17 protein-coding genes are annotated in these 14,475 nt (G+C 67.8%); 7 read left to right on the top strand and 10 right to left on the bottom strand.

Going from position 1 to position 14,475, the window contains the following annotated elements; translation table 11 throughout:
- Positions 1 to 2: 2 nt before the first annotated feature.
- Positions 3 to 527, top strand: a complete 525-nt coding sequence (locus tag AAC979_RS00610) for a DedA family protein (RefSeq protein WP_371344861.1) — start codon at positions 3 to 5, stop codon at positions 525 to 527.
- 48 nt (positions 528 to 575) lie between these two features.
- Here the strand turns inward: AAC979_RS00610 and AAC979_RS00605 are convergent, their stop codons facing one another.
- The 5 genes from AAC979_RS00605 to AAC979_RS00585 form a co-directional block, all read right to left on the bottom strand.
- Positions 576 to 761 (bottom strand): hypothetical protein, encoded by a 186-nt coding sequence (locus AAC979_RS00605; RefSeq protein WP_371344860.1) that lies wholly within the window; start codon positions 759 to 761, stop codon positions 576 to 578.
- A gap of 19 nt (positions 762 to 780) precedes the next feature.
- The gene (locus AAC979_RS00600) at positions 781 to 1,131 is read right to left on the bottom strand and encodes a BrnT family toxin (protein WP_371344859.1); all 351 of its coding nucleotides are present in this window, start codon (positions 1,129 to 1,131) and stop codon (positions 781 to 783) included.
- Between the two features lie 139 nt (positions 1,132 to 1,270).
- Positions 1,271 to 2,290 carry a ketol-acid reductoisomerase gene (gene ilvC / locus AAC979_RS00595; protein ID WP_371344857.1) on the bottom strand — a complete coding sequence of 340 codons (1,020 nt, stop codon included), beginning with the start codon at positions 2,288 to 2,290 and terminating at the stop codon, positions 1,271 to 1,273.
- Between the two features lie 15 nt (positions 2,291 to 2,305).
- A complete protein-coding gene (locus AAC979_RS00590; RefSeq protein ID WP_371344856.1) occupies positions 2,306 to 2,980 on the bottom strand; it encodes a TetR/AcrR family transcriptional regulator C-terminal domain-containing protein in 675 nt (224 codons plus the stop codon).
- 84 nt (positions 2,981 to 3,064) lie between these two features.
- On the bottom strand, positions 3,065 to 4,009 hold the full coding sequence (locus AAC979_RS00585; protein ID WP_371344855.1) for a DMT family transporter: 945 nt from the start codon (positions 4,007 to 4,009) through the stop codon (positions 3,065 to 3,067).
- Between the two features lie 189 nt (positions 4,010 to 4,198).
- On the opposite strand from AAC979_RS00585, the gene AAC979_RS00580 reads away from it, so the two are divergent.
- The gene (locus tag AAC979_RS00580) at positions 4,199 to 4,759 is read left to right on the top strand and encodes a DUF924 family protein (RefSeq protein ID WP_371344854.1); all 561 of its coding nucleotides are present in this window, start codon (positions 4,199 to 4,201) and stop codon (positions 4,757 to 4,759) included.
- Between the two features lie 44 nt (positions 4,760 to 4,803).
- Here the strand turns inward: AAC979_RS00580 and ilvN are convergent, their stop codons facing one another.
- Positions 4,804 to 5,319 (bottom strand): acetolactate synthase small subunit, encoded by a 516-nt coding sequence (ilvN, locus tag AAC979_RS00575; protein WP_371344853.1) that lies wholly within the window; start codon positions 5,317 to 5,319, stop codon positions 4,804 to 4,806.
- Between the two features lie 160 nt (positions 5,320 to 5,479).
- The gene (locus tag AAC979_RS00570) at positions 5,480 to 7,240 is read right to left on the bottom strand and encodes an acetolactate synthase 3 large subunit (RefSeq protein WP_371344852.1); all 1,761 of its coding nucleotides are present in this window, start codon (positions 7,238 to 7,240) and stop codon (positions 5,480 to 5,482) included.
- Positions 7,241 to 7,580: 340 nt separating this feature from the next.
- Between AAC979_RS00570 and dapB the strand changes: the two genes are divergently transcribed.
- The 3 genes from dapB (at position 7,581) to AAC979_RS00555 (ending at position 9,632) form a co-directional block, all read left to right on the top strand.
- Complete coding sequence (gene dapB / locus AAC979_RS00565; protein WP_371344851.1) at positions 7,581 to 8,396, top strand: 4-hydroxy-tetrahydrodipicolinate reductase; 816 nt, start codon at positions 7,581 to 7,583, stop codon at positions 8,394 to 8,396.
- A 20-nt stretch (positions 8,397 to 8,416) separates the two neighbouring features.
- On the top strand, positions 8,417 to 9,040 hold the full coding sequence (locus AAC979_RS00560; protein WP_371344850.1) for a 2,3-bisphosphoglycerate-dependent phosphoglycerate mutase: 624 nt from the start codon (positions 8,417 to 8,419) through the stop codon (positions 9,038 to 9,040).
- Between the two features lie 151 nt (positions 9,041 to 9,191).
- The gene (locus AAC979_RS00555; RefSeq protein WP_371344849.1) at positions 9,192 to 9,632 is read left to right on the top strand and encodes a PACE efflux transporter; all 441 of its coding nucleotides are present in this window, start codon (positions 9,192 to 9,194) and stop codon (positions 9,630 to 9,632) included.
- 20 nt (positions 9,633 to 9,652) lie between these two features.
- Here the strand turns inward: AAC979_RS00555 and AAC979_RS00550 are convergent, their stop codons facing one another.
- Both AAC979_RS00550 and AAC979_RS00545 read right to left on the bottom strand, forming a co-directional pair.
- A complete protein-coding gene (locus AAC979_RS00550) occupies positions 9,653 to 10,534 on the bottom strand; it encodes a methylated-DNA--[protein]-cysteine S-methyltransferase (protein WP_371344847.1) in 882 nt (293 codons plus the stop codon).
- A gap of 72 nt (positions 10,535 to 10,606) precedes the next feature.
- Entirely contained in the window at positions 10,607 to 11,137 is a 531-nt protein-coding gene (locus AAC979_RS00545) for a DUF2244 domain-containing protein (protein ID WP_371344846.1), read from the bottom strand.
- Positions 11,138 to 11,159: 22 nt separating this feature from the next.
- Here AAC979_RS00545 and nth point away from each other — a divergent pair, with 22 nt between their 5' ends.
- Positions 11,160 to 12,005: an endonuclease III gene (gene nth / locus AAC979_RS00540; protein ID WP_371344845.1), complete on the top strand. Its 846-nt coding sequence runs from the start codon at positions 11,160 to 11,162 to the stop codon at positions 12,003 to 12,005.
- Between the two features lie 3 nt (positions 12,006 to 12,008).
- Here nth and AAC979_RS00535 read toward each other — a convergent pair whose 3' ends face one another.
- Entirely contained in the window at positions 12,009 to 12,671 is a 663-nt protein-coding gene (locus AAC979_RS00535; RefSeq protein WP_371344844.1) for a sulfate transporter family protein, read from the bottom strand.
- Positions 12,672 to 12,941: 270 nt separating this feature from the next.
- Between AAC979_RS00535 and AAC979_RS00530 the strand changes: the two genes are divergently transcribed.
- Positions 12,942 to 14,339 (top strand): flavin monoamine oxidase family protein, encoded by a 1,398-nt coding sequence (locus AAC979_RS00530; RefSeq protein ID WP_371344843.1) that lies wholly within the window; start codon positions 12,942 to 12,944, stop codon positions 14,337 to 14,339.
- Positions 14,340 to 14,475 lie beyond the last annotated feature (136 nt).

Here is a 14,475-nt window from a genome sequence, read left to right as displayed (position 1 = left end):
ACGTGGCCGATCTCCACGCCTATGCGCGCGAGGTGCTCGCCTTTGTCGAGGCGCACGCCCATTACGCGCCCTTTGTCGCCTTCGCGCTGGCCTTCTGTGAATCGCTGGTCGTCGTCTCGCTGTTCATACCCGCTACTTTCGTGCTGCTCGGCCTCTCGCCGGTCATCGCCGCCGGCGGGGTGCCGCTGTTGCCGGTGTGGGCCGCAACAGCGGCCGGCGCCGCGCTCGGCGACAGCGTGTCCTTCTGGATCGGTTTTCACCTTAAGGGCAGCGCGCGCCAGCGCTGGCCGCTCAACCGCTTCCCCGAGGCGCTGGCGCGCGGCGAGCGCCTGTTCCTGCGCTATGGCACGCTGGGGCTGTTCTTCGGCCGTTTTTCCGGGCCGCTGCGCGCCTTCGTGCCGCTGATCGCCGGCATGTTCGCCATGCCGCTGCTGGCGTTCCAGATGGTGAACATCACCTCCGCCATGCTGTGGGCGCTGGTGATCCTCGGCCCGGGCGCGGCGGCGGTGAAGGCGCTGGGCTGGTAGGCCGGCAAGAAAGCTCCGTGGCGAAAAGCACCGCTTGACGGCAGCGCCCTATTCGGCGGCTTCCTTCGGCGGCTTGCCGTCGCCCGCAGCCTTGCGCTCGGCCTCCGCCCTCTCGGCGCGCTCCCGCCGCGCCTTCGCCGGCAGGACAAGATCGAATTCGGCGAGTTCGGCCTCAGTTGGCCAGGTCATGTCCTTGTCCCACGCCCAATGCGCGCGGATCTCCTCGTCCGACATGGCGTCGAACCGGGACCAGTCAAATTCCCTTGCGAGACGATCCGCCTCTTCCAATTGCTTCTTGGTAGGCACGCCGTTCACTCCGATTGGCGACCCTCAGAGAGATGATGCGCCGGCGACCGTTGCGCCAGTGCCAGACGCAGAATAGCACGCGCCCGGCCGCCGGGGCCACGGTTTCGAAGCGCGCCTCATCCTCCGGCGATTTGTCGGAGAGGTCTTCCGTCTTCTCGCGGCCATCGAACATCAACGCTGCGAACAGAAGCGGCAAACCGCGCTTTGCACGGTTCGCCGCATCCTTGTCGTCGTCCCACTCGAAATCGTCCGTCTCGCCCATGACAGCGCTCACCACCGTATAAACGAACGGCATCATAGCGCTCGCATTCGCTCATCAGCCGGTGACAGCAGTCACCGGGACGAATGCGCCAACACACATAAATGGGCCGACGAAGCGAAATCCCCGGCGCGAGGCCGGGGATGACGTATGCCTCTAACGGACAGGGGGCGGGCGATCAGTTCTTCGCCTTGTCGACCAGCTTGTTGGCGCCGATCCACGGCATCATGCCGCGCAGCTTCTCGCCGACCTGCTCGATCTGGTGGCTGTCGTTCAGTCGGCGGATGCCCTTGAAGCGCGACGCGCCGGCCTTGTATTCCTGCATCCAGTCGGAGGTGAATTTGCCGGTCTGGATGTCGGTGAGCACGCGCTTCATCTCGGCCTTGGTCTCGGCGGTGATGATGCGCGGGCCGGAGACATATTCGCCCCATTCGGCGGTGTTGGAGATCGAGTAGTTCATGTTGGCGATGCCGCCCTCATAGATGAGGTCGACGATCAGCTTCACTTCGTGCAGGCACTCGAAATAGGCCATTTCCGGGGCGTAGCCGGCTTCCACCAGCGTCTCGAAGCCGGCGCGGATCAGTTCCACAAGGCCGCCGCACAGCACCACCTGCTCACCGAACAGGTCGGTCTCGCACTCTTCCTTGAAGGTGGTCTCGATGATGCCCGAGCGGCCGCCGCCGACGCCGCAGGCGTAGCTGAGGCCGAGGTCGAGTGCGTTGCCCGAGGCATCCTGATGCACGGCCACGAGGCAGGGCACGCCGCCGCCCTTGAGGTATTCGCCGCGCACGGTGTGGCCGGGGCCCTTGGGGGCGACCATCAGCACGTCGACGCTGGCCTTCGGCTCGATCAGGCCGAAATGCACGTTGAGGCCATGGGCGAAGGCGATGGCGGCGCCGTCGCGGATGTTGGGGGCGATCTCGTCGCGGTAGATGTCGGCCTGCAGCTCGTCCGGGGTCGCCATCATCATCAGGTCGGCCCACTTGGCCACTTCGGCGACGCTCATCACCTTGAGCCCGTCGGCCTCGACCTTCTTGGCGGTCGCCGAACCCGGCTTGAGGCCGATGGCGATCTCCTTGACGCCGGACTCCTTGAGGTTCAGCGCATGGGCGCGGCCCTGCGAGCCATAGCCGATGATGCCGACCTTCTTGCCCTTGATGAGATTCACATCGGCGTCGCGATCGTAATAAACGCGCATGGGTGTCTCCTTATGTCATGCGTTGGTCTGGTTCGGCAGCGGGAGACCGGTGCCGTAGAGGGTGAGAAACTGGTCGGTGGCGCGGGCGGCGTCGCGCTCGATCTCCGCCGGTGGGAGGTTCAGCGTGTCGCCGAGCAGCAGGCGGATCTGCACGTCGCGCCCCACCAGCCCGATGAAGCTGCGGAAGGCGGTCTCGGTGTCGTCAAAGGCGATCAGCCCCGCCTCGCGGCCGGCATCGAGCACCGGCTTCAGCCGGGCGCCAATGGCAAAGCGGCCATTGGCAAGCATGATGGCGCCGAGGCTGGCGCCCTCCGCCTGCCGGCGCGGGCCGCCCGCCGCCTGGGCGATGGCGACGCGGTTGAGCGCGATCGAGGTCGGGCTGGAAATCACTCCGAGCCAGTTGGCGGCGAAGCGGATGAGGCTGTCGCGCAGCGCCAGCGCGTCAAGCTTCGTGCGGTCATAATTGCCGGCGCGGACCTTGGACGCCTGCCAGCGCACCGTGGCAGTGAGCAGCCCCTCACGGTCGCCGAACCATTTGTACAGGCTTTCCTTCGAGCAGGAGGCACGGCGCGCCACCGCATTCATGGTCAGTTCGCCGCCCTGCTCCACCATCAGCGCCAGCACGGCGTCGAGCACCGCCTGCTGGCGCTCCGTCAGCGCGTCGTCCTGCGTCTCGTGGGGCGAAGCCATGCGCCGAAAAGTCCGTACCGTACGTTACGGTTCTCGTATCGCAGCCCCTGCGGCTTCGCAAGGGGGCGGTGCGATTTCTCGCCCTCAGCGGCGGCGAAGCGCGGCGAGGCGGGCCCGCCATGTCAGGGGCTGCGCCGAGGCCAGCGCGACGCCGGAGGCAGCCAGCGCCATGCCGGCCCAGGCGAGCGGCGGCATCTCTTCGCCGAGCAGAAGGAACGCGATCAGCGCCGAGCAGGGCGGCACGAGGAAGAACAGCGCCGACACCTTCGCCACCTCGCCGGCGCGGATCATGGCGAGATAGAGCGATATGGCGATCAGCGAATTGCCGATCACGAGATAGGCCAGCGCGCCAACGAAGGGCACCGACCAGTCGACATGGCCGTCATCGAGCAGGAGCGCCAGCGGCAGCGTGAAGGCGAAGCCGACGGCATATTGCACGCAATTGGTGACCAGCGGGTGCTGAGCGATGCCGTGGCGCTTCTCATAGAGCGAGGCCGTCGACATGGCGAGCAGCGCCCCGACCGCCAGCAGGATGACGCCGGGCGAGGTGACCTCAATGGCGGCGCGCGAGACGATCACCAGCCCGGCCCCGGCGAGGCCGAGCAGCAGCCCGCCCCAGCGCAGCAGGCCGACCCGCTCGCCGGCGAAGACCGGCGCGGCGAGGCCGACCACGATCGGCTGCATGGAGACGATCAGCGCCAGCGCCCCGGCCGAGATGCCATAGCGGAAGGCGAAATAGCTCAGGTCGAAATACAGCACCTGGATCAGGAAGCCGACGATGAACAGATTCAGCCATTCCCGCCGCGTGCGGGGCAGCGCCGGGCGGAACCAGGCCAACAGCGGCAGCAGCACCACCAGCACCAGCCCATAACGCATCGCCAGCAAAGTGAAGGGGCCGGTGGACAGGATGCCGATCTTGCCGACGGCGAAGCCGCCCGACCACAGCAGCAGGAAAATGAACGGCGCCGCCATCAGCCACAGGGGCTTGCCTGTTGCCGCCGCCGGCACCGTGCCTGCACGCTCGCTCAAAATGTCCGCCTCTGCCGCTTCGCATGGCGGCGGCGCAAGGCGCCGCGACGCACCCCGCGAGACGCCATCTTCACATGCCTTGGCCGGACAGGCCAAGAGTTCGTGTGCAGCGCAGCACAGGCTTTGGGCTCGACTTTCGCCCTCGCGCCGTCCTATCCGGGACTGTCGACAGAAAACGGAGCCCCCGCCATGACCCTGCCGAACACCGACATTCCGACGGCCGACGCCATCCTCGCCTTCTGGCGCGAAGCCGGGCCGGAGCGCTGGTTCGCCAAGGACGACGCCTTCGACGCGGCCATCCGCACGCAATTCCTTGGCGCCCATGACGCCGCGGCGCGCGGCGAGCTTGACGGCTGGCAGGCGACGCCGGAGGGCTGCTACGCGCTGATCCTGCTGCTCGACCAGTTTCCCCGCAACCTGTTCCGCGGCTCGCCGCGCGCCTTCGCCACCGACGCACAGGCGCGCGCGATCGCCGATGCCGCCATCGCCCGCGGCTTCGATCGCGCCTTCGCGCTACCGGAGCGCCGCTTCTTCTATGTGCCGTTCATGCATTCGGAGGAGCTGGCGGATCAGCAGCGCTGCGTGGCGCTGTGCGAGGCCGCCGGTGATGAGGAGGGCGTGCACCACGCCGTCATCCATCACGACATCATCCGCGATTTCGGCCGCTTCCCGCACCGCAATCCGGTGCTCGGCCGCGCCATGACAGAGGAAGAGCACGCCTTCCTCACCTCAGGCGGCTTCGCCGGCTGACGCGGCGGCGCGGCAGACAAAGCCGCCGCACCAGTTGCTCGGGATCACATGCCCTCGGCGCCGCGGCCAATGGCGGCGACGCCGGTGCGCGAGACCTCGACCAGACCCAGCGGCTCCAGCAGCGAGACGAACTGGTCGATCTTCTCCGGCTTGCCGGTGATTTCGAACACGAAGCTCTCCAGCGTCGTGTCGACGGTGCGGGCGCGGAATGAGTCGGCGATCAGCAGCGCTTCCTGGCGCACCTCGCCCTTGCCGCGCACCTTGATCAGCGCCAGTTCGCGCTCCACCGACTTGCCGACCACGGTCAGGTCGACCACACGATGCACCGGCACCAGCCGGTCGAGCTGGCTCTTGATCTGCTCGATGATCGGCGGCGCACCCGTGGTCACCACGGTGATGCGCGAGAGATGCGAGGCGTGGCTGACCTCGGAAACGGTGAGGCTGTCGATATTGTAGCCGCGCCCGGAAAACAGGCCGACAATGCGGGCGAGAACGCCCGGCTCGTTATCGACCAGCATGGACAGGGTATGGCGCTCGGCGGGTTCTTGAACGGCAGGCATGGGGCACTCTGAAAAAGGGGACTGCTGAAAAAGCGGAACATCCATCATTCCTCATGGCCGGGCTTGACCCGGCCACCCAGACTCCGGCTTCACCCGGCCACTGGATCCCCGGGTCGAACCCGGGGATGAGGGAAGGAAGCGAAGGCGACGAAAACCCGCCTCACACCAGCATCTTGCCTTCCTCGTCGATCGCCTCGTCCAGCGCCTCGGGATGATCGGGGAGGATCATCTCGTTATGCGGCTTGCCCGAGGGGATCATCGGCAGGCAGTTCTCCATCTTGTCGACCAGGCAGTCGAACAGCACCGGCCGGTTGACGGAGATCATCTCGTGGATCGCCCCGTCGAGATCGGCCGGGTTGGAGCAGCGAATGCCGACGCCGCCATAGGCTTCCGCCAGCTTGACGAAGTCCGGCAGCGATTCCGAATAGGAGTGCGAGTAGCGCCCGCCATGCAGCAGGTCCTGCCACTGGCGCACCATGCCCATATATTCGTTGTTCAGCACGAAGATCTTCACCGGCAGGTTGAACTGCAGCGCGGTGGACATTTCCTGCAGGCACATCTGGATCGAGGCTTCGCCGGCAATGTCGATGACGAGGCTTTCGGGATGCGCCACCTGCGCGCCGATCGCCGCCGGCAGGCCATAGCCCATGGTGCCGAGGCCGCCGGAGGTCATCCAGCGGTTGGGTTCCTCGAAATGGAAATGCTGCGCCGCCCACATCTGGTGCTGGCCGACCTCGGTGGTGATGTAGACATCCTTGTCCTTCACCTGGTCGTACAGCGCCTTGATCGCCTGCTGCGGCTTGATGATGCGGTCGGAGGGCTGGAAGCCCAGCGACTTGCGGGCGCGCCACTTGTCGATCTGCCCCCACCAGCCGGCGATGGCCTTGCGGTCCGGCTCGGCCTTCATCGCCCGCCACATGGTCAGCATGTCTTCCAGCACATGCTTCACGTCGCCGATGATCGGCAGGTCGACCTTGATGTTCTTGTTGATCGAGGACGGGTCGATGTCGATATGGATCTTCTTCGAGCCCGGCGAGAAGGCGTCGACACGGCCGGTGATGCGGTCGTCGAAGCGCGCGCCGATGCAGACCATGACGTCGCAATCATGCATCGCCATGTTGGCTTCATAGGTGCCGTGCATGCCCAGCATGCCCAGCCACTGCTTGTCGGAAGCCGGGAAGGCGCCCAGCCCCATCAGCGTCGAGGTGACGGGATAGCCCGACAGCCGCGCGAATTCCCGCAGCAGGCGGCTCGCCTCGGGGCCGGAATTGATCACGCCGCCGCCGGTATAGAGGATCGGACGCTTGGCCTTGGCCAGCATCTCCACCGCGGTCTTGATCTTCTCCGGGTCGCCCTTCAGCCGCGGCTGATAGGTGCGGTGCTGGATGTTCTCCGGCCCGACATACATGCCTTTGGCGAACTGCACGTCCTTCGGGATGTCGACGACGACCGGCCCGGGACGCCCGTTCTGCGCGACATAGAACGCTTCGTGCATGACGCGGGCGAGGTCGTTCACATCGCGAACGAGGTAATTGTGCTTGGTGCAGGGCCGAGTGATGCCGACCGTGTCGCATTCCTGGAAGGCGTCCGAGCCGATGAGATGGGTCGGAACCTGGCCGGTGATGCAGACGAGCGGAATGGAATCGAGCAGCGCGTCGGTGAGCCCGGTCACCGCATTGGTGGCGCCGGGGCCGGAGGTGACAAGCACCACGCCAACCTTGCCGGAGGAGCGGGCATAGCCCTCCGCCATGTGCACCGCCCCCTGCTCGTGCCGCACGAGAATGTGCTTCACCTGGTTCTGGTGGAACATGGCGTCATAGATCGGCAGCACCGCGCCGCCGGGATAGCCGAACATGTGCTCGACGCCCTGGTCGATCAGGGCCTGCATCACCATTTCGGCGCCGGTCATCTCGCGCATCATGGTCTTTTTCCTTCCACGCTCGTCGTGTCTTGCGTCGTTTCGGAATGGCCTCACGGAGGCCCAGAAAATCAAAAGGCCCCGTCAAGGGGCCCGTCGCGCGTCACCGTTGGGCGGAGCGGCCGTTAGGCCCACCCCGCGGCGACGCGCCGTCCTACGATAAGGGTAATAATCTTGCGCATTGCGGCGCTGCTCCTTCGTAAAGTTGCGCGACCTGTACAGGGATGGCGGCCAAGCGTCAAGCATATGGGCAGGCTGGCGCGAAGAATGTAGGAAAATAGCGCACTTTTCGCGGCGGGTGAACGTCGCTATATCCCCGCAGTGCAACAAGGAGCGCCGTCCCATGACGCAGATGCGGCTCGTCGTCGTCGGAGCCTCGGGCCGCATGGGCCGGGTGCTGCTGCGCGCCATCAGCGAGGCGCCCGACCTCGCGCTGGCGGGAGCGGTAGACCAGCCCGGCAGCCCGCATCTCGGCCAGGATGCCGGCGAACTGGCCGGCCTGCCGGCGCTCGGCCTCAAAGTGTCGGACGATCCGCTGCCGCTGTTCGCCGCAGCCGATGGGGTGATCGACTTCACCATTCCCGCCGCCAGCCTCGCCTATGCCGCCTTCGCCGCACAGGCGCGCATCGCCCATATCATCGGCACGACCGGCTTTTCCGCTGATGAAGAGGCGAGGATCGCCGCCGCAGCGCGCCATGCTCCGATCGTGCGCTCGGGCAATATGAGCCTCGGCGTCAACCTGCTCTCCGCGCTTGTGCGCCGGGTGGCGCGCACGCTGGACGAGGATTTCGACATCGAGATCGTCGAGATGCACCATAACCGCAAGATCGACGCCCCCTCCGGCACTGCGTTGCTGCTCGGCGAGGCCGCCGCGCAGGGGCGCGGCGTCACCCTTGAGGCGAACGGCGTGTTCAGCCGCCACGGCCACACTGGCCCGCGCCGACCGGGCGATATCGGCTTCGCCACGCTGCGCGGCGGCACGGTGGTGGGCGACCACAACGTGATCTTCGCCGGCGCGGGGGAGCGGATCGAACTGGCGCACCGCGCCGAAGACCGCGGCATCTTTGCCCGCGGCGCGCTCGCTGCCGCCCGCTGGGCGCGCGGGCGCAAGCCCGGCCTCTATTCCATGACCGATGTGCTCGGCCTCACCGATTTCTGATCCAGCCGGAGAACCACCCGATGTCCGACCGCCTTCTCGTGCTCGTGCGCCACGGCCAGAGCGAGTGGAACCTGAAGAACCTGTTCACCGGCTGGCGCGACCCGGACCTCACCGCCCTTGGCGTCGAGGAAGCCAAGAAGGCGGGCGCGCGGCTGAAGGCGGAAGGCTATCAGTTCGACATGGCCTTCACCTCCAATCTCTCGCGGGCGCAGAAGACGCTGGACCTCGCCCTGGCGGAACTCGGCCAGACCGGGCTGCCGATCACCCGCGATCTCGCGCTGAACGAGCGCGACTATGGCGATCTCTCCGGCCTCAACAAGGACGATGCCCGCGCCAAATGGGGCGAGGAGCAGGTGCATGTCTGGCGTCGTTCCTATGACGTGCCCCCGCCCGGCGGCGAGAGCCTGAAGGACACGGTGGCCCGCGCCCTGCCCTATTACGTCACCGAGATCCTGCCCAAGGTGCTGCAGGGCAACCGGGTTCTGGTCGCCGCGCATGGCAATTCGCTGCGCGCGCTCATCATGGTGCTGGAGAAGCACACGCCCGAGAGCATCATGAAGCGCGAGCTCGCCACCGGCGCACCTGTCATCTACCGGCTGAAGGCGGATTCGACGGTGGAGAGCGTTGTCGATCTCGCCGGCTGAACCACCCGCCCGACCCCTACGGCCGGCGCGCCCCTGACGGCGGCGCCGGCCTTGCCGCAGCTCCAAGCAGCCCCATATGACCAGCGTGAAGACGACTTCCCCCTCATCGGGAACCCAGGCGGGACGGCCCGACATGCAGGGGAGAACCGTCATGCGCGGCACCGCCGACCGCATCCGTCACGTCATCAGCTTCGAAATCGTCGCCCTGTCGATCATCACCCCGCTCGGGGCCTGGGCGTTCGGCGTGCCGATGCTGGATATGGGCGCGATCGGAGCCGGCGCGGCGCTGATCGCCGCCGCCTGGAACTACGTGTTCAATCTCGGCTTCGACCATGCGCTGGCGCGGCTGCGCGGCTCGGTGCGCAAGACGCTCGCCCTGCGCGTGCTGCACGCGATCCTGTTCGAGGCCGGCCTCGTGCTCGTCCTCGTGCCGTTCGTCGCCTGGTATCTCGGCGTCGGGCTGGTCGAGGCGTTTCTGATGGATCTGGCGCTGACGCTGTTCTTCCTCGTCTACGCCTTCCTGTTCAACTGGGCCTATGATGCCCTGTTCCCGCTGCCCGAAGCGCCGCGCGCCGCACCCGCGCCGCGCTGAGGAATGGGCGGGCCGGCGGCTCAGCCCTTGGTGAGCTGGCCGGCCTCCCAGCCGAGAATGGCGCGCTTGCGGGTAAGGCCCCAGTGATAGCCGGTGAGATCGCCATTCTTGCCAAGCACGCGATGGCACGGCACGACGAAGGACATCGGGTTCTTGCCCACCGCCGCGCCGATGGCGCGCGCCGCCTTCGGCTTTTCCACGCATTGGGCGATGCTGGAATAGGTGGTGGCCTTGCCGAGCGGAATGCGCATCAGCGTCTCCCACACCTTCACCTCGAAATCGGTGCCGATGAAGACGATGCGCAGCGGATCGTCCGGGCTCCAGGTGCCGCGGTCGAAGATGCGCGCCGCATAGGGGGCGGTGGCGATGGGGTCCTCGATATAGAGCGCGTTCGGCCAGCGGCGGCGCATGTCGGCCAAAGCGGCGTCCTCCTCGCCCTCATCGGCGAAGGCGAGGCCGCACAGGCCGCGCGGCGTCACCATCGCGAGCGCGACGCCGAAGGGCGAGGCGTGGAAGCCATAGCGCACCACCAGCCCCACACCGCCGCTCTTCCATTCGCCGGGCGACATGGATTCATGCACCACGAACAGATCGTGCAGCCGCCCCGGCCCGGAAAGGCCGAGTTCATAGGCGGCATCGAGCACATTGTCGGATTCAGTCAGCACCCGCCGCGCGGCGTCGATGGTCACCGCCTGCAGAAAATCCTTCGGGGTGAGCCCGCACCAGCGGCGGAACAGGTCGGTCAGCGCGCGGGGATGCACCCCGGAAGCGCGGGCGATCTCCTCCACCTCCGGCTGGTCGCGGAAGCGCAGATTCACATATTCCACCGCGCGGCGGACGATTTCATAATCCGCGGCGGCGATTTCCAGGGGATGGGCGGCGTCGAGATTGGGCGCGAGCACGGGCGTTCTCCTCAAGCTGGCTGCATCCGACCACGCCCGCCAGCCCCGGGCCACCCGATTTCGACGGCGGCGTCACACCGCCGAGCGCACCACGCCGCGCTTGGCCTCGGCGAGGGCGCGGGCAAGGCTTTCCGCCAGTTCCTCGCGCTGCGCCGTGTGCAGGAAGCTGCCGATCACATAGGGCCGGCCGCGCATTTCCAGCGCCAGACGCTGCACGCCGAAATCCTCGATCGCCTCGCAGGTCAGACGGGTCCAGAGCGGGTTCAGTTCCTCGCGATATTCCGTGCCATCCGCCGTGACATGGCGCAGCCGGATGACACTTGGCGTCACGGTGATTTCCTCGCAGGCGCGGGCGGCACGGAAATTCAGCCGGAACCCCCACCAGATCGCCAGCACGTCGAGCCCGAACAGGCCGAACACCGGCCAGGCACCCATCATCAGAAAGGCCAGCCCGCAGACGAAGCTGATGCCGGCAATGATGCCCATGACCACCAGAAAGCCGCGCGGCCCGAGCGAGCGGTGCGGCTGGTAGCGCACGGAAAACAGCTCCGGCTCATCGAAGCCGGCGCCCTCATTGGGAAAGGCGGTATTGGCAGCGCTCATGGGCCCGCATTATAGGTCGAAAATGGCGAATGAGGACAAGGATTCGGTGCGACCCAGCGCGCGCCCGCGCAAGCGGGCGGCAGCGAAGCCCGCCGCGTCGGGCGCCGGCAAGGCGAAGGTCACGACCAAGGCCGCCGTGGCGGCGCTGGAAGAACAGGCCGCCACCCGCCCCGCCCGCCGCCGCGCCGTGGCCAATGCCGCCGCCGCCGCCATTGGCGGCGCGTTCCGGCCGTGGAGCGACGCGGAGATCGCCACCGCCTTCACCCGCTTCGAGGCCGCCAACCCGCATCCCGAAGGCGAATTGGAGCATCACGACCCCTTCACTTTGCTGGTGGCGGTGGTGCTCTCGGCCCAGGCCACCGATGCCGGCGTCAACAAGGCGACGCGCGGCCTGTTCAAGGCCGCCCCCACGCCGGCGGCGATGGTAACGCTGGGCGAGGAAGGCGTGGCGCAGCACATCCGCACCCTCGGCCTTTTTCGCGGCAAGGCGAAGAATGTCGTCGAACTCTCCCGCCGCCTCCTCAATGAGCATGGCGGCGAGGTGCCCGCCGACCGCGCCGTGCTGGAAACCCTGCCCGGCGTCGGCCGCAAGACCGCGAATGTGGTGCTCAACATCGCCTTCGGCCTGCCGACCATTGCCGTCGACACCCATCTGTTCCGCATCGCCAACCGCACCGGGCTGGCGCCGGGCAAGACGCCGCTGGAGGTGGAACTGGGGCTGGAGCGCATCATTCCCGACCGCTTCAAGCTGCACGCGCACCACTGGCTGATCCTGCACGGGCGCTATGTCTGCAAGGCGCTGAAGCCGGATTGCCCGCGCTGCCTCATCGCGGATCTGTGCCGCTGGCCGGAAAAGACCGCCGCCTGAGCCTCACCCGGCGCGCGACAGCCGCTTGTGCAGCCGCACCATGAAGATCGTCGCGAACACCGGCGTGACGAGGTTGAGGATCGGCACCGACACCACGGCGGCGATCACCAGCCCGCCGAGGAAGATCGCCCCCGCATGGTGGCGGCGCAGCAGCGCCACCTCGTCCTCGCTGCGGTAGCGCATGGCCGCGAGCTGGAAATATTCGCGGCCGAGCAGATAGCCATTGGCGACATAGAACACGACGAGGTTCACCCCCGGCACCAGCAGAAGCAGTAGCGCCACCAGGTTCACCGCCAGCATGACGCCGAAGAATTTGACGGTGAGCCAGAGCGAGCGGGCAATCGGCAGCGCCTGCCCCTCCGGCTCCAGCGGAAAATCGTTGCGCTCCACCTGCGCCGCGACATCGTCGAGAAACAGGCCGGCGATGAGCGAGGTCACCGGCGGCACCAGGAAAATCGCGCCGATGAAGATGCCGAAGGCGGCGAGAATGTCGATGGTGATCTCGGCCCAGCGCAGGTCCAGCGCGACGAAATAGGTCAGCGCGTAGTGCGCGCCGACGCCAAGCGCGATCAGCAGCCCGATGGCGAGGCCGACCGAGCGCAGCAGCACACGGCGATAATCCGGCGAAAAGGTCTGGGCGAAGGCCGTGATCGCGTCCCGCAGCATCGAGTTCCCCTTTGGCGACCGCCCCTAGGTAGGGCGCCCGGCCCCGCTGCTCAAGCCGCGCCGGCGAGACGGCCGGCGGCGCGGGCAACTTCAGGCTTGATTCGAGCGACGCGCCTGTGAGTCCCGATTCGTTCTCCACGAACAAAACATGATTCAGCGCAAGCCTTTAGCCGGCGCCTTCCCTTCTCGCGGCGGCCATGGCGGCCGGCGCCTTCGCCCGCCCGGCCGGCCATGCTAGCCTGACGGCCTCATCGCATGAGTATCCGCCTTATGACCCGAACGCGCCCTGGCGGCACGCTGAACCGCCGCCACTTCCTCGCTGCCGCCTCGGCCGCTCTGCTGCCGACACCGGCCCTCGCCCAGGCCGGGGCCAGCGATGTCGATGTCGTCATCATTGGCGGCGGCGCGGCCGGCATCGCCGCCGCCCGCCGGGTCGCCGAGGCCAGGCGCTCCTATGTGCTGCTTGAGGCCGGGCCGCGTCTGGGTGGGCGCGCCCGCACCGAGAGCGCCTTCGGGCTCAAGGTCGATCTCGGGCCCGGCGGCTTCGCCGGCAGCGAGGGCACGCTGGGCGTGCGCGCGCAGGCGGCGGGGCAGCCGCTCATTCCCCTTCCCTCCGGGCGGCGTCTGTTCGCCGATGGGCACGAAGTGCGCGAGAGCGGCTATGACGCCTTCTCCGCCGCCCTCGGCGCGGCACAGCGGAACATGCTGGCGGCCATCGAGGGCGGCAAGGACATGAGCGCCGCGCAGGCACTCGCCAGCGCGCCCCCGCCGCCGCCCGGCAAGGCCGGCGCGGGCGACAGGAGCGCCGCCGCCAGCCCCTGGATGCCCACCGTGGCGCAGTTGCTCGGCCCGCTCAGTTGCGGGCGCCCCCTCGCCGCGCTCTCCGCGCTCGACCTCTCGCGTCGCGACGCGCGCCCGGACGACACCACCAGCCCGTTCGGTGTCGGCGCGCTGATGGAAGCGCTCGGCGCCTGGGTGAATGTGCAGCGGGAAGCCCCGGTGACCCTGATCACCCATGGCGGGCGCTTTCACAGCGTGTCCGTGCGCGGCCAGCGCACGCCCATCCGCGCCCGCGCCATCGTGCTGGCCGTGCCGGCCCCGGTGCTGGCGGCCGGCGCGATCCGCTTCAACCCGGTGCTGCCGACGCGGCTGGTCAACGCGCTGCGGGCGGTGCCCGCCGGGCATCTCGAACAGGTGGCGTTCATCCTCGCCGGCAATCCGCTCGGCCTGCTGCCGAACGAAACGGTGCTGACCCGGGCCAGTGACGCTGCTCCCGCTTTGCTGCAGGGGCGGATCAATGGCAGCGATCTGCACAGGCTCACCTTCGCTGACGCGCCGGCGCGCGCCATCGCGGAAAAAGGCGCGGAAGTGGCGCTGCCACTGGCCGAGGCGTGGCTGCGGACGCATTTCCCCGGCGCGCCGGCCCGCATTTCCGAGGTCATGACCTCGCGTTGGGGTCAGGACCCGCTGATCCGCGGCGCGCTCAGCGCCGCCCTGCCGGGACAGGGCGCGCAGCGCGGGGTGTTTGCCGACACGGTGCAGAACCGGATTTTCCTCGCCGGCGACTATGTTCCCCTCAGCGGCTGGGGCACGCTGGCCGGGGCGTGGAGTTCGGGTGAGGCCGCCGCCGACCGCGCGCTACGCCTGTTCGGCGACGGGCCGGCATAAGCGCCATCCATCGCCGCCCTCGCGGTTGCGGGTGCAACCGGCGACGTAAATGGCACGCCCGAGTCGGAGCCTCCCGGATCGGCCTAGAGTGCGATCCGATCAGATTGAACCAATCTGATCGGTGAATCGCCCTCTA

It is taken from the genome of Ancylobacter sp. IITR112, from assembly GCF_041415945.1.
In the GTDB taxonomy this organism is placed as follows: Bacteria; Pseudomonadota; Alphaproteobacteria; order Rhizobiales; family Xanthobacteraceae; genus Ancylobacter.
The sequence above is the reverse complement of the archived record's forward strand: the minus strand, read 5'-3'. Positions and strand labels throughout refer to the sequence as shown.